The organism is Parafrankia sp. BMG5.11 (genome assembly GCF_004337455.1).
On sequence record NZ_SJXI01000147.1, the window covers coordinates 1 to 19,751 of the forward strand.

The following is a 19,751-nucleotide window of genomic DNA, read 5'->3' on the forward strand; positions in this document are numbered from 1 at the left end:
CCACCGGCTCGCCCGCGGTACCCCTGTCCCACGCTGGACCCCCAGGAAGGCCACGGAGAGTTAATAGCCATCAAGATTCAGGACAGGTACTGAGATGCGTCGCGCACTGTTTGCATTGGCCGGTGCCGCGACAGTTGGCATCTGCGCGCTAGCAATCCTCTACCTGAACCCTATACGGATTCGTCGTAGGCGAAAACTCGGTCCACCTAAGCCGGAATTGCGGGTCGGCCTCGATAAGCGAGTTGAAACCCTAGCGGCAGAGGAAGGGATTCGGCGAGTCCCCACCGTTTCCATGAGCCCAGAGGGCACTGACGCTTTCAGCTACGGCGCACCGGGAAAGTACGCTATTGCTTTGCCTCGAAAGCTTGCCGTCAGCTGGCAGAAATCGAGCTTGTTTGATCCGGTAGTACGCCACGAAATTGCTCACATCTGGCACCGTGATGTCGCCTTCACCTGGCTGGCTATTTCAGTCCAGTACGTACTGGTGCCGTTGCTTGCATTGCCCTTGGCGGTCGGCCTGATAGGCGGTGACCGATCTCTTCTCGGTGACTACGTGTGGCGCGCCGCGCTGCTTGCGTTCGTCACCGGGTTGGTCATTCGAGCTCTATTGAGGGCCCGGGAGCACGATGCTGATCTTCGGGCAGCCCGCACCCCCGAGCGGCTAGACGCAATGGAATTTCTTGTCCCCACCCTGCGATCAGGCGCAATCTTTCGACCGTCCTCAAAGCACTCAAAGCTTCGCCAGCGAATGGCCGCCATGGTTGATCGTCTACTCTCTACGCACCCGAGGCTTCGCCAGCGATTGGTGTTCCTAAATGATCGGTTTCTCTCTAAGCATCCGACACCCGACCAGCGGTCACACGTCTTGGCCGCGCCAGAGCAGGCCGCGAGGATTTCGTTCATCGACGGCCTAGTTGCTGCCTTTTTTGTGTCCTTGACTGTGCCGCTTGTCACTCAGGTTGCATCCGCGCTACTCGCGGGCCCAGGGCATTCTGATCTCTCGGTTCTTATTGCGTCGCTGCTGCTAGGCCCGCTGCTTGGCGCATCAGTAGGGCTCGGCCTTTGGCGCCAGGCTCTGGTTAGTCGTGCCGCTGGGCGGTCAGCAAATCCCATGCCAGTCGCAATTGGCATCGCAGCTGGCCTAGTGTTAGGTCAGACTGTGTCTGTTTCTCAGAGCGGCTCGGGCGCCCCGCTCGGTTTTTCCCACCCAGTATGGTTTCCCATAGCTGCTGTTCTTGGCTTCGGATCCGCCATCCTGTCAGCTAGTTTGGGCGAGATATGGGCCGACGTTGCCCCTTCGCTTCGAAGCGCGAGAACATCGTGGTTGACCGCTATCGTAGTAAACAGCATCTTTTTCTCGGCAGTTCTGTGGGTCGTGACCAGCCTTCAGCTGGTCACAGAGATAGGAGGGCTCAATGCCGTTCTAGTATGGCTTCTTCAGTCGCTCAGCTCGTGGCTTCTCCTGACTTCGGTTGGCATGTTGGTTGCCGTCGCTGTGGCAGCGTTTATCCTGCACGGTCGGCAGCCGCGGAAGACGGCGTCACCAGGGTGGCTGGTATCGAACCGAGTACCTACGACGTGGCCAGACGGCGGACGTATTAATGTCTCGCTGATCATTATTTCAGGAGTAGCAGCCGGTCTTGCCGGAACAGCTGTTCTAATTTCTTTCCGACTTATAGTAGGACCCGCAACCCAGAGCGAGATAGTTCAGCGGGCCCAGGGCTATATGTGGTTAGCTGCAGCGACAGGAGCCGTCACAGCGCTAATGGCTGGCCTCCTAGAGTCACGACGTGGCCTTGCCGCTGGCGCACTGGCCGGCCCATTGGCTACGGTAGTAGCTATCACGGGCTACGTACTTTTTAACTCCGTGCTCGGCGGAGATCTTTCGTGGAACTTTTTTGTTATCCTGGCGAGACCGCCACTCGCCCTTGAATTCGCCCTGTTTTTATTCGTTGCCCCCATGGCCCTGTTCGCATGGCCAACTGCTCGATGCAGAACTCGCCTCCTGCCGCTAACCACCGTTGCGTTCGCAGTTATCGTGGCTGCGGCGACGCTGGTCGGGCGCAATGTCTTAGTACCGTCAGACTCTGCGTTTACCTTGCTGTTGTAGGGGTAGATCGCCCAACTTGACTCAGCCGCCTGTGGCGGGAAGGTCTTCTGTCACCCCTGCCACCACTGCACGAGGTACTGCTCCGTCCCCTCCGGCACCTCATCCGCCGTCTCCAGCGCCGCCTCGGCATCCTCCCGCCCCCCGGGAGTACACCCGCCCCCGGTACGTGCCCGGCGCCCCAATGATCAGCTCCTCCGTTGAGGGCCCCATCATGACCGCCACCAACGCCACGTTCCCCGTGGTGCAGGTGAACTCGAAGTCGGCCGACACCTCCCAGTCGTCCTGACGCTGAGGCTCCCAGTCCCACGCCTCCAGCTGCGCGCCGGCCACATGATCGCCCGCCGCGCTGACGATGCTGATCCAGTCCAGCGCGGTGCGCACCAAGTCGTCGTCCTCCGGCGGCCCCGGTTCCGGCTGGCTCGAGTCGTGGAACCACGACACGCCCTTGTCCTGGATGTAGAAGTGCCCGTAGACCACCCCCGTCTGGGGGCTGACTTCCGACGCCACGGTGCGCTGCACGCGGTGCACACCCGTTCCGGTGCGCTGGCCAGCAACGGCCGCTCGATCAGCGACACTGGGAAGCTGGCGAAGTGCGAGCCCCGGTAGTCGGCCGTGGCCAGCCGCCAGACGTCGCCAGGGTTCTTGCCGAGTGGGTGTCCGGCGATGCCGTTGGCCTTCAGGGCGCTGAGTCCAGTGTTGCGCTGCGTGCGCTGGACATGGCGGATGGTGGCGACCGCCGATTCTGGTGGGTAGACCCGACCAGCGGCTCGGGCCTGCGCCGCAGCCTGGCTGCTGGCGTGCGGGGTGCGGATGGTGTCCAGATCAAAGAAGTAGCGCCGGCTGCGGGTGAGGAGATAGATCACCTCGTGTGTGGTGCTCAGGCGGTCCACGACGCTGGTCGGCATGGGGTTCGTCTTGGCCCAGACGACCTTGTTCCGCAGGATCCAGCCGTCATCGGTGAGCGCCAGCGCCAGCCGCTCAGGTCCAAGTAGCAGGCTCTTCCTCAGTGCGCCGTCCTGCGGATGGCGGGCGTAGCCGTCGCCCAGGTTCAGTCAGACCACGCCGGTGGGCTTGAGTACGCGGGCTACCGATGCCATGACGACTCGCAGTCCGGCCACCCAGCCCTGAACGTCGCCTTCCAGGCCGAGCTGTCCCGGCACGCCGTAGTCGCGAAGACCGTAGTACGGCGGGCTGGTGATCACGGCGTCGATCGAGGCGGGCGGTAGATCAGCCAGTCGGGTGCGTACATCGCCGATGAGGATGGTGTTGCGCCGGAGCTCTGCCCGGCGGACACCGATCACGAACCTTCCCCGCGCCGACCGTTGGGTTGGTCGCATAGGTCCGGTTCGTCGGACGTATCATCACCGTCTGTGTTCTCGACTACTTTGGGTAGCCAGCGGAGGTCGTTGAGGAGTCCAAGATTTTCGGAGTAGTGGCGCAGAAGCTCCACGAGCCGGCCCGTCGTGCTCGCTGACTTTTGGTCAGCTTCGCGGCGGGCCACGATCCTGCCGACGCCACGAACCGGCTTGGTCTGGCTGAGCCTGTCGACCCCGCGCCGCGCCGCTTTCATGCCCGGGACATCCGGGTACTCGGCACTGAACGTCTCACCCGTGCGCTGACCGATGCGATCAGCGATCCGCGGCTGCGAGCCCTCCTCAACCGGCTCGGGCACCGACCCGACGGCCCGCTTGGTCATCTCCCCGGCGCGATCGACCAGGCCGTCGACAGCGTAGAAGCTGCTCGGGCCGCCTGGTGGCAGGGCTCATGCCGAGGTCACGCCGTATGGGCCGGCGAACGGACCGAAAGACGAGTAGCGTATCTCATCGGATACGCTTCATGTCGTGATGGAGGGGATCGTGATGGAGGGGGAGTGGCGGATTCGCTGGCGGGCCGGCTGATCGAATCGGCGCGTCTGGAGGCGGGCCTGTCCGGGGCCGAGCTCGCGCGGCGGGCGCACACGTCGCGGCCGACGTTGGCGGCCTATGAGCACGGGGTGAAGTCACCGACGTTGGAGACCGCGACGCGCCTACTGGCGGCGGCGGGCTTCCGGCTCGACGCCGTGCCGGTGCCCTCGTTCGAGGTCGTGGTGGACGGGCGGGGACGACCGTTCACCGTGCCGGATCGGCTGCCCCGGCTCCCGATCCGGCAGGCGTTGGCACGGGTACGCCTGCCGGTCCATCTGAACTGGTCCGACCCCGATCGGACCTACGACCTTACCGACCGCCGACAGCGCCACCGGTTGTACGAGATCGTCCTACGCGAGGGAACGGCGGAGGACATCCTCGCCTACGTCGACGGGGCACTGCTCGTCGACGCCTGGCCGGAGCTTGTCCTTCCCGCCCCGATCCGGCGCGCCTGGGAACGGACCGCCCTCAGGTGATCACGCCGCTGCAGCGGGCGGTTGCGCGGATCTTCTTCGGGCTTCCTGAAAGCGTGGGCTTCGCGGTCGCGGGCGGCGCCGCGCTCATCGCACGTGATCTCGTCGACCGCGAGACCCGCGACGTCGACCTGTTCACCGCCCTCCCGCCCACGGCATCGATCCCCGACACGGCAGCGGCGTTCGAACGCGCGGCGGCTTCGCAGGGCTGGGCCACCCGGCGGGTCCAGCTCACGGACAGCTTCGCCAGACTTGTCGTCGAGGCAGACAGCGAGGCGCTGATCGTGGATCTCGGCGTCGACAGCCCGCCGGACGAACCACCCACCCTCACCGAACTCGGGCCGACACTCAGCGCCCATGACCTGGCGGCCCGCAAGACCCTCGCCCTGTTCGGCCGAGCCGAGGCACGCGATTTCACCGATGTGCACGACCTGGCGAACGTCTTCACCAAGGAGGAACTCGTCCACCTCGCCCAAACCCAGGACGGCGGCTTCGACCTGCAGGTGTTCGCCGACATGATCGGAACCATCAGCCGGTTCACCGACGACGACCTGGGACTGCCCCGCCCGGCCGCCGACCGGCTACGCCACTTCTTCCACACCTGGCGTCAGGAAATCACCGGCGGATGAGCGACGACCGGCCTGCCCCATTCGGATCGCTGCCATGAGCCCACGCCGGACAAGATCGTCGCCCGCGATTCCCTCCCACCACAGGCGAGTGACTCACGTGGCAAGATTCCCACCGGCTTTGCGGAACGTGTGTTCGAGGTCGGCCACGGTGTGATCATTCCGATCCTGGTCCGGCATCGTCCCTGGTCGGCTGCCGCGTCCCGACCGGGCGGACGGTGATTTCAGGACCTTCGACCAAGATCGAGCGGTTCTTCTGCTGCCACGTTGGGTCCATCCCTCATCTGTCGGGCATCAGGTAGGCCACGCCGGCCGCCTCCACCCGCTCGATGTCCACCGGCCGCACCGGGCAGCCGGTGAACCGCTCGACGGCCACCAGGCATTTCGCGACCTTGTGCCGGTGGTCGGTGAGGTCCATGCCGGCCAGGTACGGCAGCACGGCCGGGGCGAGCTCGGCCACCCGGTCGAGCCAGGGTTCGAAGGAGGCGACGATCTCGCCGTGCTCCGCGAGCGACAGCCGGGTGACCGCGTTGACGTTCCAGAACATGCTGGCCGCCCGGCCCCGCCGGGACAGCGCCCGCAGCACCTGCGCCTGGGTGCCCTGGAAGCCGTTGTCCTCGACCGCCAGCACGGCACCCTCCACTGCCAGGACGGCCACCCAGAACCGGCCGGCCCGCCATGTCTCGCGCATCTCGGTCATGGACACCGGCGCGGCGGGGTCGGCGCCGAACGCGCGGAGCACCTGCGCGACGTCGGCCCCGGGGACGACGGTGAGGGTGGCTGCCTCCCCGATCGGGCTGTGGCGCACCCAGCGGTAGGCGGCCTCCGGCCGGGCCGCGGGCGGCGGCTCGCCGCGTAGCCGGTGCCCCAGCCGGTCGGACCGCCTGTGCACGACCTCCGGCGCGGCCGGGGCCGCCCACACGACGAGCAGGTAGCCCTCGCCGCCGCGCAGGTCGCCTTCGTACTCTTCGCCCTCGTCCCGGTCGCGGGCGTGCACACGCAGGCGGTACGCACCCGGCCACGGCGGGGTCTCTCCTTCCAGGGCGGGGATCGCCAGGCCTGCCCCGAAGACGGAGGCGGATCCGGCCGTTGCCGTCCAGCTGACCTCCACCACCTCGTCCCATCCGTCGAGCTCGACCTCGTCCGGGGGGCCCTGGAGAATCGCCAGGCGGACATGTGCCGAGCCGGCCGCCGTCCCGGTGCGGATCAGGGCGCCGCCGGGCACGGTCTCGACCAGTCCGTTCGCGGCGAACGACGTGGGCGCCGCTGCTTCCAGCGCCGGAGAGCCGGACTCGGCGAGGGCGAAGCAGTGGCCGGCCACGCTGACCCGCCCGGCGGAACCGCGCGGAAGCCGGTACTCCGCCCGGCGACGGGCCAGCGCCGCGGCCGCGTACGCGGCCGGCATCGGCACCTCGGCGAGAACATGGGCGGCGGCGCCGAGCGCCAGACCGACGACCGCGGGTGGCCGGGCCGGCACCGCCGGCAGCCCGAGCTCACGCAGCACCGCGATGGAGACCGCCACCGCAAGGGCGAGCCGCACCGCGCCATGCCGCGCCGCGATCACCTCCTCGGCCGCTACCGTCTCTCCCTCCGCCACGACCTCTTTGGGCACGGTCTCCACTACGAGCAGCGGGGCGACCAGCGGGTGGGAGCTCAGCGCCCGCACCAGGTCGCAGGTGAGTGTGCTCGCGCCCCAGCGGACCTGGTCAAGCGTGATCACGGCGGCTTCCGGCTCGCCGCCACCACTGGCCATGGCGAACGCGACCACCTGGCTACCGGCAGGCGTCGGGACGCTGGCCGCCAGCCCGGTCGGGACCCCGCCCAGCTCGAACGCGCCGAGTGTCAGCTCAAGTGCGCCGAGCAGGCGTTCGGCCAGCAGCGGGCCGAGCCCGCGCAGCGTGCGCAGCACGGGCGACTCGGCCTCGCCGGCCGGGGAGGGCGGCACGAAGAACGGCTGCGGTGCGGGCCGTGGGCCCGGCCTCGGCGATGGCGGTGGGACCGGCCCGGGCCCGGACAGGCCCAGGATCGTCACCGGCGCCGCGTGCGGTGACCGGGGCTGATCGAACACGGCCCGCCCCTGGTAGCTGACTCGGGTGGAGCGCCCTCGTGGGTTCGGGCCCTGACCGGCCGGGCCTGGAACGTGTGACCCCCCGGGCACGCCGAGCCGGCCGAGCCGGGCCGCCGGGTCTGCTGGGATGACGCCCGCCAGCGCCGGCACCACCTTGGCCGCGGCGTTCGCGAGCGCATCCAGGGCCGCCGCCGGGAGCATCGTCGTGCCGTCCGCGGTTCCTGTCCGGTGTTCCACAGTCCGCCTCCTGCCTCACGGGTCTGGTGAGGATGTGAATCCTTGGCTGGTGGTTCCTGTACGGGCCGGTTGAAACCCGCGCTCGGATGCTTGCACGAGGGTCCGACAGGAATCAGCCACGCCGGCACGACCGCCGCCGGGGGCAGGCGGTTGGCGCCGACACACTCCGGGAGGATCGTTCCGGCGGGGTTAGGTGCTCGTGCTGACATACCTGGAATGAAAACGTCCAAAGGATTTTTGGCCGGTGGTGCGATGTATTTCGGTAAAGCGCGCGCCGGTGAATGGCCATCACCGGTCCGGTGATTGTTCTCGCTGGTCGACCAGGATCGAGTGAGCCGTCCGCGGGCCCGGGCCGGCGTCAGACGGCCGTTCCGGGCCGGTAAGGGCCCCGCGTGCGTTCCGGTCAGCGGGCGCTGTTCCCACTGTCACGATGAACGGGTGGATGAGCTTGAGGACGCGTGGTTCGCGTTGAGGACGGGCATCAAGATCGGAGTGAGCCTGCCGCACCTCGCGGCGGACGCGCTGGCGGCCGGGTTCGACAGCCCCGCGCTGCGTGAGCTGGCCGCCCTCGGCGTCCGTGACGATCTCGAAGCGCGCCGCCTGCTGCCCGTCGCGCTCACCGAGCTGGGCCACAGCCTCGAGCCGCAGACAGATGCGTGGGGTGAGCTGTTTCCCTGGGAGGAGTCGCGCGCCAGGTCGGGGTTGGGCAGCCGCATCTGGAGGACTGGTGAGCTGTTTCCCTGGGAGGAGTCGCGCGCCCGGTTCGAGCCCGATCTCGTGGCTCGGACCGAGCAGGCCCTGACGATCGTGCAGCGGGACCTGGACGGGACCGAGGCCGGCCTGGGCCGCCTGACGCTCCACTGGTCGGGCGGATACGGCGAGGACGGTGAGCCGCAGCTCCTCGTCGGCTTCGGCGGCGAGCCCCACCGCGGCGGGGGCAACCCCGCGGAGTGCCTGGACGGTGCCGACCTGCCCCATAGGGTCCTGTCGCTCGCCGAGAACGTCCAGGAGTGCGTGATGGAGATGTTCCAGTTCTACTGGCCGACCTGCGCCCGCCATCGTCGCGGCCTGCACCTGCCGGACTGGGACTGGGACGGCGTCGGATGGCCGGTGTGGCGGTGCCGGGCCGAGGGCGGTCACGCCGTCGCCCCGATCGGAGGACTGCGGAAGGAACCGCCGGTCTCCTGATCCGCGCGGCTGGCCGCGGCACCGCCGGTGGGTCAGCCGGGCATCGGGCGATGGCGGCCGGGGCGCGTCGGCTCGTCGGAGACCTGGAAGACGCCCGGGGCGACCTGCTGGGACGCCGACCGCATCCGGTAGGTCCACTCACCGGGCGGCCAGGCCGTCGCGGTCGACCAGTACACCCGGTCGAGCCGGGCGGAGCTCAGGAGGGCGGTGCCCAGGTCCGCGGCGCGCAGGTCCGCGCCGCGCAGGTCGACCCCGCGCAGGATCGCCCCGGCCAGGCGGATCCCGCGCAGGTCGGCCGCACGCAGGTCCGCCTGACGCAGGACCGCGTCGGTGGCGTCGGCCGCGCGCAGGTCCGCGCCGCGCATGATGATCCCGTCGGCGTCGGCTCCGCGCAGGTCGGCGCGGGCGAGAAAGGCCTTCCGGAGATCCGCGTTGTGGAGGAAGGCTCCGTGCAGGTCCGTCCCGCGCAGGTCGGCGCCGGTGAGGAAGGCGCCGGCGAGTAGCGCGCCGGCGAGGTCCGCACCGCCGAGCGCGGCCTGACTGAGGTCGGCGTCCCGCAGGTCGGCCCCGCGCAGGCAGGCGTCCCGCAGGTCCGTCCCGCGCAGGTCGGCGCCGCTGAGGTAGGCGCCGTGCAGCCGCGCCCCGCGCAGGATCCGCCCGGTGAGGCACACTCCGGCCAGGTCCGCGCCGGCCAGGTCCGCACCGGCGGCGTACCCGCCCGTCCGAGGCCTCCCGCGCAGCGCGGCGAGCAGACCACCCAGCGACCCCAGCCGTGCGGGGGCGCTGCCATGGGGCCCGGCACCCGGCGCGGTCTGACCTGGTGCGGCCTGACCCGGCGCGGCATGATCTGCCGCCGCGTGATCCGGAGCTGGGCGGCCCGGCGTGTCGGAACCCGGGGTGCTGAGCGGCCGGGCGTGCAGGTCCCGGCGCTCAGCACCCATCGTGATCACCCATACGTCGCGAAGGTGGGGCGACGGGTAACTCCACCGCGGCAATCATGTTTTCTCCCCGGGAGCCCGGACGCCCGCACGTGGCCTGCGTCATGGGTGGTGACATTAGCCACATGTGGGCGGAGAGGGGAGCGATTGCGGCTGTCGGTGCTCTCCCGGAGCTACTCCTGGTAGTCCAGCTGCTTGGTCGCACCGTTAGGGATGGCCGCCGGGCGTGGGGTCACGGCCACCGTGGGGATCGTGCCGCCGCACCGCAGCACGACGTCCACCACGCGCAGCAGCTCCGCGACGTCGAGCAGCGTGCCGGCCATGTAGCCGCGCTGCGCCCAGATCTGGTGCACCTCCGCGGCGTACTCCCTGTCCCAGCCGGCGATGAACTCGGTCGACGAGTCACCCTCGCCGCCGGCGCAGTCCCCGACGACGATGCGGGTGAAGCCAACGGACGGGTGCTCACCGCGCATCGAGTCGATGAGCTTGTCGAGCGCGGCCTTGCTCACGTTGTAGGCCGCGAACCCCGGCCAGGGCGGCGTCAGCGACGCGCTCACCGACGACAGGTAGGCCGCCACGCCACCCGAGGCCTTCAGGTGGGGGAGAGCCGCGGCGGTGATCAGCGCCGCGCCGATCACGTTCGTGTCGAACGCCTTGCGCCAGGTGGCGGCGCCGATCGTCTCGAACCGGGAGAGCGGGCCGATGCCGGTGGCGTAGACGATGGCGTCGATCCCGCCCAGACCCGCCGCCGCCTCCTCGACCGCGGCCTCGCAGGACTCCTCGTCGGTCACGTCGCAGGCGATGGCGAGCGTGCCCGGCCCGGCCTCCTTGGCCGCCTCGACCAACCGGTGCTGCCTGCGGGCGAGCAGTGCCACCTGGTCGCCGCGCTGGCCCCGGTCGACGCCGATACACCGGCCGAGGCCGCTCGACGCACCGACCACCACAACTCTCATCGCCTGGACTCCAGTTCTGTAGGCCGCGGGCCGCGGCACGCGGGGCCGGTCGGCACCCACGTCGTGGTAGGCGGCCCGATGTCAAGCTGCCGGGCCGCCGACAGGCCTCATAAGTGAACACATACACGGACGAGTGTCGAGTGAATCACGTCACCGCGGCAAGCGGGTCAGTCCCGCAGCAGGCGGCGCAGCCACTGGAGCCGTGCCGCCTTCGCCGCCCGCGAGAGCGCCGCCTGCGGGGCCACCAGGTCGAACGCGTGGAAGCCGCCAGGCCATACGTGCAGCTCAGCCTCGCCCCCGGCCTGCCAGATGCGGCTCGCGTAGGCCACGTCCTCGTCCCGGAACGTCTCGGCCGAGCCGACGTCGACGAAGGTGGGCGGCAGCGCGGAGAGATCGGTGGCGCGGGCCGGGGCCGCGTAGGAGGAGACGTCGGGGCCACCCCGGGCCGCGCCCAGCAGGGCCGTCCAGCCCATCTCGTTCATCGAGCGGTCCCAGATGCCCAGCCCGGTCATCTGCCGGGCGGACGGGGTGTCGTTGCGGTCGTCGAGCATCGGGCACATCAACAGCTGCCCGTCCAGGGCCGGGCCGCCGCGGTCGCGGGCCAGCAGCGCGGTCGCCGCGGCCAGGCCGCCGCCGGCGCTCTGCCCCGAGATGATGATCCGGGACGGGTCGACGCCCAGGTCGACCGCGTGCGCGGCCGTCCACACCAGACCCGCGTAGCAGTCCTCTACCGGTGCTGGATGGGGATTCTCGGGCGCGAGGCGGTAGTCCACGGAGACCACCACGAGGCCCAGTTCCTGCGCCCAGTCCAGCGGGTCGTCGAGCGTCAGCCGGTTGTCACCGGTGATCATGCCGCCGCCGTGCGCGAAGTACAGGACGGCGCGTGGCGTGGCGGTCGCGGTGGGCCGGCACACGAGCAGTGACACCTCGGGCCCGCCAGGCGGGCCGGGTACCGACACCTCTGTCAGCTCGAACGCCCCGTCGCGGGCCAGCCGCGCGTCCTGGTCCCGGTCCCGGCCGGTGTGCTCACGGGCGGCCAGGACGGCATCCAGCGTCCGCATCCCCGCCAGCGCCTGCTGCATGATCGCCATCGTCGGGCTTACCTCGGCGTCGAAGGGCGGCGGTGGTCCGGCGGCGCCGTCCTGGCGCGGGGTCGATAACGGGGAGTCGACTGTCATCGGCGGTCCTCCTGCGTCGGCGCGGAGCGTGAGCGGGCGTTATGAGACGCCCGCCAAGCATCGTCCCCGCTTGTCATCCGGCGGGCGACCGGTCGGGCCGGAGACCACGGGCCGCCGGTCAGGTGAGGAGGCCCAGGACGCCGCGCATGTACTCCAGTGCCTGACGGTCGTCCAGCCGCCGGCCGCCGGCCCGTTCCCGCTCCGGGTCGACGCGGGGGTCGGCGGCGACCCGGGCCGTCGCGCCGTCGACGAGCGTCCGCCACGCGGGATGCTCGAGCAGGCCGGTCGTCTCGAGGAAGCCCAGCATGCGTGCCGCGTCCTCGATCCGGCCGACGGCCGCCGCCATGTTGACGAACTCGACTGTGGTGACGCAGGCGGCCTGCATGTTCCCGTCGTCGAGAAGCTGCTCGACGTGCGAGTGCAGGATGGCGAACGCCCGTGCCCGCTCGCCGCGCCGGAAGACCGCCCGGGCCTGGACGGCCCGGTTCGGCGAGTGCGTCCGGGCCGGCACCTCGACGCCGACGGCCTCGTCGAACAGCCGGTCGGCGCGGTCGTGCCGGCCGCGTAGCAGCGCCGAGTAGCCGAGCAGCACCAGAGTCAGGTTCAGCAGGGTGGGCGGCCCCTGCCGGCGGTACCGCTCGACCAGCGCCCCGACCACGGCGTCGTGCTCGGCGAACCGGCCCGTGAACAGCAGGGCCGCGCCGACGTCCAGCTCGAACTGCTCGGCCAGGTCGTCCGCGCCGTGCCGGCGCAGCTCCGCCACGGCCGGCGCGGCCCAGGTCACATGGGCCGGGTAGTCCTCGTAGACGGACGCCCGCGCATGGCGGACCAACGGATGGTCCGGCTCGCCGTGGCGTTCGACGAGTCGTTCGTAGGCGGCGCTGTCCTGGCTCATCTTGTAGCGTTGCGCCGCCCAGGTGAGCGCGAAGACGACGAGGTCGGGGTCCGGCTCCGCCCCCGGCTGCCCGAGTGCCAGGAGCCGTTCGATCCAGTCGCCGATCTCGTGGCGGCTGCGGCGGACGATCTCCACGACGACGGGGCGCACGAGCGCCCGGGCCAGCGCCGTGTCACCGGCCGCGCACGCCCGGTCGAACGCGGCCCGCAGGTTGGGCCAGAGCTCGTCGAGACGGGCGACGCCCTCGACCTCGGCCGGGCCGGCGAGCAGCACCTGGACGCGGGTGGCCGCCTCGAGGCACCACCGGGCGTGCCGTTCGGTCGCCTGCCGGGTCTCACCGGCGTCAGCGAGCCGTTCGGCGGCGAACTGGCGCATCGTCTCCAGAAGCCGGAAGCGCCGCCCGAACGGCCCGGTCTCCGCCACGAGCATCGACCGCGCCACGAGGTCACCGAGCAGGTCCTCCGCCTCGCCCATCGCGCCGCCCGTGCCGCCCGTGCCGCCCGCGTCGGCCGTGCCCGGGTCGCCCGGCCGGCCGGCGGCGCGCGAGCCGTCCGCACCGTTGCTTTCGGTGGTTGCCGCGACGGCGGTGGCCGCGACGGTGGTGGCCGCGACGGTGGTTGCCGCGCCCAGGTCGAACGGCCCGGCGAAGACCGACAGCTGCCGGAACAGGCGTTGCGCGGCGGGAGCGAGCAGGTCGTAGGACCACCGCACGGTGGCGCGCAGCGTCCGGTGGCGCTCGTCGGCCGTCCGCGCGCCGCCGACGAGCAGGCGCAGCTGGTCGTCGAGGCGCTCGAGCAGGTCGGTGAGGCCGAGGGCCGCGGTGCGGGCGGCGGCCAGCTCGATGGCGAGCGGGAGGCCGTCGAGACGGCGGCAGATCTCGGTGATCTCGGCGTGGCCGGCCCGCGCGTCGAAGGCGGGGAAGACCGCGCGGGCGCGCTGCGCGAACAGCTCGGCGGCCGCCCCGGCGGGCTCCAGCGGGCCCACGGCGACGAGCCGCTCGAAGCCGTTCCCGAGGCCGAGCCGCTCCCGGGAGGTGGCGAGGATCCGCACCTCGGGGCAGCCTTCGGCGATCGCCTGGGCGAGCGCCGCGGCGCCGTCGACGACATGCTCGCAGTTGTCCAGGACGAGCAGCACCCGGCGATGGCGCAGCGCCGCCACGACGGACTCGCCCAGCGGGCGCCCGGAGCTCTCCGTCACGCCCACGACACCGGCTACCGCCCGCGCCACATCGGACGGAGCCGCGATCTCGGCCAGCTTGACCAGCCAGACGCCGTCCGCGTCGCGGTGCCGCGCCGCCGCCGCGAGGGCCAGCCGGGTCTTGCCGATCCCACCCGGCCCCACCAGGGTCACGACGGGTGAGACGGCCAGCGCGCCGCCGACGGCCTCCAGATCATGCTCGCGGCCGAGTAGCCGCCCCAGCCGGCGGGGAAGATTGCCCGGGCGCTCGCCCGGGACGGGACGTTCGCCGACCTGGCCGAATCCCTCGCCGGGCGGCAGGAGCCGTCTGTCGTGCTCCAGGACCAGTGCCTCGAGCTCGCGCAGCGCCGGCCCCGGTTCCACCCCGAGGGTGTCGACCAGGTGCCGGCGGGCGGCGCGGAACGCCGCCAGGGCCTCGGACGGGCGCCCGGCCCGGTAGAGCGCCGTCATGAGCAGCGCCCACAGGCCCTCGCGGAGCGGGTAGGCGGCGGTCAGCTCGGTGAGCCGGCCCAGCGCGGAACGCGCGTCGGTCTCCACCTGGCGCGCCAGATCCACCTCCACGGCGGCCAGCCACTGCTCGACCAGCCCGTCGACGGCTCCGGCCAGGCCGGGCACGACCAGCCCGGCCAGCGGCGGGCCCGCCCACTCGGCGAGGGCGGCGGCGACGTCCCGCTCGTCGAGCAGCCGCTGGAAGCGGACGACGTCCACCGCCTCCGGCGCGACATCCAGCAGGTAGGCGGCGCCGACCCGGCGGATCGAACCGGGACCGAGCGCCCTGCGAAGCCGGGTGGCGTACGACTGCAGGGTGCGGTCGGCCGTCCTGGGCGGGTGCGGGCCCCAGACCAGCTCCACCAGCCGCCCGACCGGCACGACCTTGCCGGGAGCGAGTGCGAGCGCGGCGAGCAGCGCCTGGCACTTCGCCGGGCCGACGTCGACCGGCTCGCCGCCGGACGTGACGGCACCGACCCCGCCCAGCAGCCGGATCCGCAGCACGGGTGCGCTCCCTGCCTCGACGACTTCCTGCCTCGACGATCAACTCTCCCGCCGCCAGTATGCGACCCGCCACCGACACTCAACCGCCGCGCCAGCGATTCACCGCCGCCGCTCAACACGGCGACGCCACCGTTGCCTCATGACGGTTCTCAGTTTGGATGCCGGGCGCGCCCGCGCCGCGGTGGCGGCCGGCCGGCCCGGTCGGCCCGGTCAGCCCGGTCGGAGGTCACGGTGAAGGCGGTCGTCCAGGACAGGTTCGGCCCGCCGGACATCCTGCGGCTGGCCGATGTCGACGTGCCGGTGCCGGGGCCGGACGAGGTGCTGGTGCGGGTGCGGGCCGCGGCGCTGAACCCGTACGACTGGCACATGCTGCGCGGCGACCCGTACGTCGCGCGGCTGATGGGCGGGATGGGGCTGCGCCGGCCGAAGAACCCGGTGGCCGGGCTGGACGCGGCCGGCGTGGTCGAGGCGGTCGGCGTGAACGTGCGCGAGCCGATCCCGGGCACGGAGGTGTTCGGCTTCTGCCCGGGCGCCTTCGCCGAGCTCGCCCGCACCCGGCCGGGCATGCTGGCCCGCAAACCGGCCGGCCTCGCCTTCTCCGACGCGGCGGCGCTGCCGACCGCCGGCACGACGGCACTGCGCGGGGTGCGGGAGACCGGCGAGGTGCGGGCCGGGACCAGGCTGCTCGTCAACGGTGCCGCCGGTGGGGTGGGCACCTACGCCGTCCAGATCGCGGCCGGGCTGGGCGCTGAGGTGACCGGCGTGTGCAGCGGGCGCAACGCCGAACTGGTCCGCTCGCTCGGCGCCGCGCACGTCGTGGACTACACGAAGGACGACTTCACCGCGGACGGCTTCCTCGAGCGGCATGGGGGTTACGACGTGATCCTCGACAACGTCGGGAACCACCCGCTGCGCCGGCTGCGGCGGGCGCTCGCCCCGCGCGGCACGCTGGTGGTCAACGCGGGCGGCTCACCCGGGCGGGTGTTCGGCGCGGTCGGCGCCATGCTCGGGGCGGTCGCGGCCGACAGGTTCGTCCGCCAGCACCTGCGCGTCCTGCCCACCCGCCTCGATCGCTCCGAGCTGGCCGCGCTCGCCGACCTCGCCGCGGCCGGCGGGCTCACCACCGTCGTCGACCGGACGATCCCGCTGGTGGACGTCGCCGCGGGGCTGGCCCTGGTCGAGGCCGGCCACGTCCGCGGAAAGATCGTCGTCGACGTGGTGTGACCCCGGGCGCGGATGGCGGTGCGCCCGCGGCGCAGGTCACGCCCCAGGCGACCCGTCAGGTCACGAGGTCGGCGTCGGAGCGGGGCAGCCGAAGGTGCCTGCCCTCGGCTGTCATCCGGTGCATCAGGGCGACCGCGTCGCGCTTGTCGACATGGCCGTCGGCGACCGCCATTCCCATGACGTCGATCGTCTCGGCGGTGGTGATGCCGCGCCGGCGGGCGTACCGCAGGGACTCCCGGTCGTCGGAGATCCACCAGGAGCCGACGAAGGCCGCCCACTCGAGGATCACGAAGCAGCTCTCCGCCTCGCCGAGGTGCCGCAGCGGTTCGGCGTCGGTGCCGCCGAACACGGCCCGCCGGATGCGGTTGACCCGCCGGATGTCGGCCTCGTCGACGATCTCGATCGCCTCGCCGAGCCAGCCCTCCGCCGGCAGCAGGGCCAGGTCGGGGAAGTACCGCGCCGAGCGGCTCGCCTCGTGGGCGACGGCGGCCGTCCAGCGCTCGCGCCCCCGGAGCACCGACCTGAGCAGGTCAAGGCGCCCCACGGCGGCGAAGTTGCACAGGACGGTGTTGTCGGGGAAGAGAAGTTCCGTGGCTACTCCCCGGGCGCCGGGCGGTCCGCTTCGAGTGCGGTGCTGAGATCATCGACGTCTACGCCGAGCAGGTTGGCATAGGGACGCAGGGTTGTCACGCCGGTTTCGTAGGCGGCGTAGGTGTCCCGGAGCATGAGCCCGGGTGGCCGCGGGGTGCCGGCGACCGCGGCCCGCCGGGCGAACTGGTCGCTGCGGCCGGCGAGGTGGGCCGCCTTCGGCCCCGTCATCCGCTTCAACCGGTCACACGTGGCCGAGTCGATCATCTGGAGGTTGCGCAGCCGGTAGGCCAGTGCCGACGGAGTCACCATCAGGTCACAGGCGAGGGTGGCGAAACAGCTGTCGGCGAAGCCGGCCGGGTCGACCGGGTCGCCGACCGCGTCGCCGAGGGCGTCGGCCGGCATCAGGAACGCCGAGGCGAACGCGTTCGCGCGGATCTCGCTGGGATCCCTCGCCTGGGCGAGGTCGAAGATGTCCCGGTCGAGGTGGACGTCCTGGTCGTCGCCGGCGAGCAGGTGGCCGAGCTCGTGGGCGAGGGTGAACCGCTGGCGGGCCGGCACCGGGGATGTCGCCAGCAGGATCAGCGCCACCTCGGCGGAGGCAGCGGCCAGGCCGTCGATGCCCGGGCCGAGGTCGGCGACGGCGATGTCGACGCCGAAGACGGCCTCGATCACGCTGATCAGGTCCTCTTCCAGCACCGACCGGCCCGCCTTGTCGACCTCGTCGAGCGCGCGCCCGGCCAGCCGCCGGCCCTGCTCGGACCAGCCGACGGGAACGTGCTCCAGCCGGGGCCCCTGCCAGGGTGCCGGGTAGCCGAGTTCGGCCAGGTCGGCGCGCATCGTGCTGAGGTGTCTGGCCGTGGCGAGCGCGCCGCCCGCGTCACCGCCGGCGGTTCTGGCAGCCAGCGAGAGGGCCGGCTCGTCACCGGTGAGGAGCCAGTCGACGGTGACCTCGCAGGCCTGCGCGATGCGGGCCAGGTCCGTCGAGGAGAAGCGGCGGGTGCCGCGCAACGACTTCGACATCTTCGACTCGTCGAGCCCGATGCGCAGCCCGAAATCGCGACGGGTCAGCCCGGACGCCTCGATCAGCCCGGCGACCCGCTCGGGAACGGTGGCGTGCCTGGGGGAGGCCGCCTGACCGGACGAAGTCGTGTGCCCGGACGAAGTCGGGCGTTCGGGGATGCTGGGCACTCTGCGACGATAACCTCGCCTTGCGATTTTCGCAAGATGGCCCGGGGTGGCGCGTCAGGCGCTGGTGTCGGAACCCGCGCCCGCACCAGTGTCGGTGTCGGTGTCGGTGTCGAGCAGGGTGGTGAGCAGGTCGCGAAGCTGGCCGAGGCCGTCGGCGCCGAGCCGGGCGGCCCACTCCCGCTCCACGGCCAGCGCGGTGGCGCGCATCGCCCGCAGCGCCACCAGGCCGAGCGCCGTCAGTCGGACGACGCGGGCCCGCCCGTCGCGCGGATCGGCCACCCGCTCGACGTAGCTGCCCTTCTCGAGCGTGGTAACCACCTGAGCCACGGCCTGTCGGGAGACGCCGAGCTGCTCCGCCAGCTCGGAGACCCGCCGTCCACCGCTCAGCAGGGGGATCAGCAACTGCGCGTGACCCGGGCGCAGCCCGGTGAGCCCGGCCTCGGTGAACCTGGCGGCCACCCGGGACGCCTGCGACCGGGCCACGGCCTGCAACAGCGCCGGGGTGGTCTGCGCGGCGGCCGGCCTGGACATGTGAGTCACGTTAGCTCTCGGCCACGTCGACATTCCGGTCGCGCGGGCAGTCCGCCGTTGCAAATAGGAAAGACCATTGCCTATTCTGTCGGGCATGACGAAACGGGACGGACCCCCGCGCCACCGTCGGGCCGCCGGGCCGTCCTACCAGGGGCTATGCCCTATATCGGATAAACCGCCTGAACGTCAGGGTGGCCTGCTCGCCCTCTGACATCCTTCTCGCCCTTTCAGGTCGGATTCCGCAGAAAATGCCCCCCGAAATGGCGAGAAAGAAACCAAGAGGCGAGTAGCCGAGCACCAGAAGCACCAGGGCCTCCGCCGCCGGGCCGTGTCTGAGGTCAACAATCGGCACACGGGAGAGGCAGGCCGTGCACATGGCGCGCAGAGTCGTCACCCGAGAGCACCTGGAGCCTGTCGCACGCGCCGCGCTGGGCGCTGGACATCGACTCGTGGGTGTCTCCCGGCTGCGAGGCGGAAGCAGGAAGGGCGTGTACCGACTAACTCTCGACGACGACTCGACCGCGATCGTCTACATCTGGGACGACTCCGAGAACTACTGGCCCACCCCGCGGGCCGGCGGTACCGACAGCGGTACCGACACCGACACCGACAGCCACACGGACCCGTTCGGGCCGGCCTCAGGCCTCGATCTCTTCGAGGCCGCCCACCGCGAGCTGGACGTCCTCGGCATCCGCACGCCGCGGATCCGACTGACTGACCGGAGCGGGGGTCACTACCCGGCGGACGTCGCCGTGGTCGAGGACGTGCCCGGCGACAGCCTGGAAGCACTGCTCCGGGAGGACCCGCACGGCGCGGAGGCGACGATGGCACAGCTCGCCGAGACGCTCGCCGTGATGCGGGGGCACCACGGTCCACACTTCGGCAAGGTCGCCCTGGCCAACAAGGGCGGTACGTCCAGGGGCAGCTCCTGCGAGCAGGTCGTCCTCGAACGCGCGCTCGGCGACCTCGCCGAAGCCGCCGTCCGTGACACGCGGCTCACCCGCGTCCGGGAGCGCCTGGAGTCAGTGGTCCACACACTGGCCGCGGCCGTGCGCCCGCGTTCGCGGTACGGGCTCGTCCACGGGGAACTCGGGCCGGACCACGTTCTGGTGGACCAGCGTGGGCGGCCGGTTCTCATCGACGTCGAGGGGCTGATGTTCTTCGACGTCGAGTGGGAGCACGTGTTCCTGCGGCTGCACTTCGGCGAGCATTACCGGTGGCTGGAACACGGTGACCTCGACGCGCGGCGGCTGGCGTTCTACACGCTGGCGATGCGCCTGTCGCTCGTCGCCGGGCCGCTGCGGCTGCTCGACGGTGACTTCCCGGAGCGCGCCCTGATGAGGGATATCGCCGAACGCAATCTCCGCGAGGCGCTCGCCTTCCTGCCCGCGGACGTCCGTTGAACCCCTCCGAATGAACCCCTCCGAACAGGGCGGCTAGTGGTCGTCGCCGTTAGT

The 19,751-nt window shown here is 71.3% G+C and carries 17 protein-coding genes and 1 pseudogene; 6 read left to right on the forward strand and 12 right to left on the reverse strand.

Features of this window, described 5'->3' with window-relative positions; all coding sequences use genetic code 11:
- Nucleotides 1–94 precede the first annotated feature (94 nt).
- Nucleotides 95–2,110: a M48 family metalloprotease gene (locus tag E0504_RS54800; protein ID WP_131627859.1), complete on the forward strand. Its 2,016-nt coding sequence runs from the start codon at nt 95–97 to the stop codon at nt 2,108–2,110.
- A 99-nt stretch (nt 2,111–2,209) separates the two neighbouring features.
- On the opposite strand, the gene E0504_RS53190 is transcribed toward E0504_RS54800, so the two are convergent.
- From E0504_RS53190 to E0504_RS51035, 4 genes and pseudogenes are all read right to left on the reverse strand, one after another.
- Entirely contained in the window at nt 2,210–2,629 is a 420-nt protein-coding gene (locus E0504_RS53190; RefSeq protein WP_243657979.1) for a hypothetical protein, read from the reverse strand.
- A 26-nt stretch (nt 2,630–2,655) separates the two neighbouring features.
- A pseudogene (locus tag E0504_RS54805) lies at nt 2,656–3,162 on the reverse strand (DNA methyltransferase); the annotation flags it as partial.
- Nucleotides 3,163–3,411 (reverse strand): DNA methyltransferase, encoded by a 249-nt coding sequence (locus tag E0504_RS54810; protein WP_200835398.1) that lies wholly within the window; start codon nt 3,409–3,411, stop codon nt 3,163–3,165.
- Entirely contained in the window at nt 3,408–3,806 is a 399-nt protein-coding gene (locus tag E0504_RS51035; protein WP_165938865.1) for a hypothetical protein, read from the reverse strand. The genes E0504_RS54810 and E0504_RS51035 overlap by 4 nt, the downstream gene beginning before the upstream one ends.
- 174 nt (nt 3,807–3,980) lie before the next feature.
- Between E0504_RS51035 and E0504_RS47845 the strand changes: the two genes are divergently transcribed.
- Nucleotides 3,981–4,490 (forward strand): helix-turn-helix transcriptional regulator, encoded by a 510-nt coding sequence (locus E0504_RS47845; protein WP_112107958.1) that lies wholly within the window; start codon nt 3,981–3,983, stop codon nt 4,488–4,490.
- Nucleotides 4,487–5,116, forward strand: coding sequence for a nucleotidyl transferase AbiEii/AbiGii toxin family protein (locus E0504_RS47850; RefSeq protein ID WP_160144315.1), 630 nt, complete (start codon nt 4,487–4,489; stop codon nt 5,114–5,116). Before E0504_RS47845 ends, E0504_RS47850 begins: the two co-directional genes overlap by 4 nt.
- A gap of 277 nt (nt 5,117–5,393) precedes the next feature.
- Here E0504_RS47850 and E0504_RS47855 read toward each other — a convergent pair whose 3' ends face one another.
- Nucleotides 5,394–7,418 carry a DUF6461 domain-containing protein gene (locus E0504_RS47855; protein WP_131627861.1) on the reverse strand — a complete coding sequence of 675 codons (2,025 nt, stop codon included), beginning with the start codon at nt 7,416–7,418 and terminating at the stop codon, nt 5,394–5,396.
- Nucleotides 7,419–7,856: 438 nt separating this feature from the next.
- On the opposite strand from E0504_RS47855, the gene E0504_RS47860 reads away from it, so the two are divergent.
- On the forward strand, nt 7,857–8,606 hold the full coding sequence (locus E0504_RS47860; protein ID WP_112107951.1) for a hypothetical protein: 750 nt from the start codon (nt 7,857–7,859) through the stop codon (nt 8,604–8,606).
- A 32-nt stretch (nt 8,607–8,638) separates the two neighbouring features.
- Here the strand turns inward: E0504_RS47860 and E0504_RS47865 are convergent, their stop codons facing one another.
- The 4 genes from E0504_RS47865 to E0504_RS47880 form a co-directional block, all read right to left on the reverse strand.
- The gene (locus E0504_RS47865) at nt 8,639–9,547 is read right to left on the reverse strand and encodes a pentapeptide repeat-containing protein (RefSeq protein ID WP_112107957.1); all 909 of its coding nucleotides are present in this window, start codon (nt 9,545–9,547) and stop codon (nt 8,639–8,641) included.
- A gap of 170 nt (nt 9,548–9,717) precedes the next feature.
- Nucleotides 9,718–10,497 carry an SDR family oxidoreductase gene (locus tag E0504_RS47870; RefSeq protein ID WP_112107950.1) on the reverse strand — a complete coding sequence of 260 codons (780 nt, stop codon included), beginning with the start codon at nt 10,495–10,497 and terminating at the stop codon, nt 9,718–9,720.
- A gap of 167 nt (nt 10,498–10,664) precedes the next feature.
- Nucleotides 10,665–11,675: an alpha/beta hydrolase gene (locus tag E0504_RS47875; RefSeq protein WP_131627863.1), complete on the reverse strand. Its 1,011-nt coding sequence runs from the start codon at nt 11,673–11,675 to the stop codon at nt 10,665–10,667.
- A 118-nt stretch (nt 11,676–11,793) separates the two neighbouring features.
- Nucleotides 11,794–14,760: a BTAD domain-containing putative transcriptional regulator gene (locus tag E0504_RS47880; protein WP_112107948.1), complete on the reverse strand. Its 2,967-nt coding sequence runs from the start codon at nt 14,758–14,760 to the stop codon at nt 11,794–11,796.
- 231 nt (nt 14,761–14,991) lie between these two features.
- On the opposite strand from E0504_RS47880, the gene E0504_RS47885 reads away from it, so the two are divergent.
- Complete coding sequence (locus E0504_RS47885; protein ID WP_112107947.1) at nt 14,992–15,984, forward strand: NAD(P)-dependent alcohol dehydrogenase; 993 nt, start codon at nt 14,992–14,994, stop codon at nt 15,982–15,984.
- Nucleotides 15,985–16,039: 55 nt separating this feature from the next.
- Here E0504_RS47885 and E0504_RS47890 read toward each other — a convergent pair whose 3' ends face one another.
- Genes E0504_RS47890 through E0504_RS47900 form a run of 3 tightly spaced genes read right to left on the reverse strand, consistent with a single transcriptional unit; the run spans nt 16,040 to nt 18,294 of the window.
- The gene (locus E0504_RS47890) at nt 16,040–16,528 is read right to left on the reverse strand and encodes a hypothetical protein (RefSeq protein ID WP_131627865.1); all 489 of its coding nucleotides are present in this window, start codon (nt 16,526–16,528) and stop codon (nt 16,040–16,042) included.
- A 50-nt stretch (nt 16,529–16,578) separates the two neighbouring features.
- The gene (locus E0504_RS47895) at nt 16,579–17,763 is read right to left on the reverse strand and encodes an ImmA/IrrE family metallo-endopeptidase (protein ID WP_112107945.1); all 1,185 of its coding nucleotides are present in this window, start codon (nt 17,761–17,763) and stop codon (nt 16,579–16,581) included.
- Nucleotides 17,764–17,817: 54 nt separating this feature from the next.
- Nucleotides 17,818–18,294, reverse strand: coding sequence for a MarR family winged helix-turn-helix transcriptional regulator (locus E0504_RS47900; protein ID WP_165938866.1), 477 nt, complete (start codon nt 18,292–18,294; stop codon nt 17,818–17,820).
- A gap of 374 nt (nt 18,295–18,668) precedes the next feature.
- On the opposite strand from E0504_RS47900, the gene E0504_RS47905 reads away from it, so the two are divergent.
- Nucleotides 18,669–19,697 (forward strand): phosphotransferase family protein, encoded by a 1,029-nt coding sequence (locus tag E0504_RS47905; RefSeq protein ID WP_131627869.1) that lies wholly within the window; start codon nt 18,669–18,671, stop codon nt 19,695–19,697.
- Nucleotides 19,698–19,751: the final 54 nt, after the last annotated feature.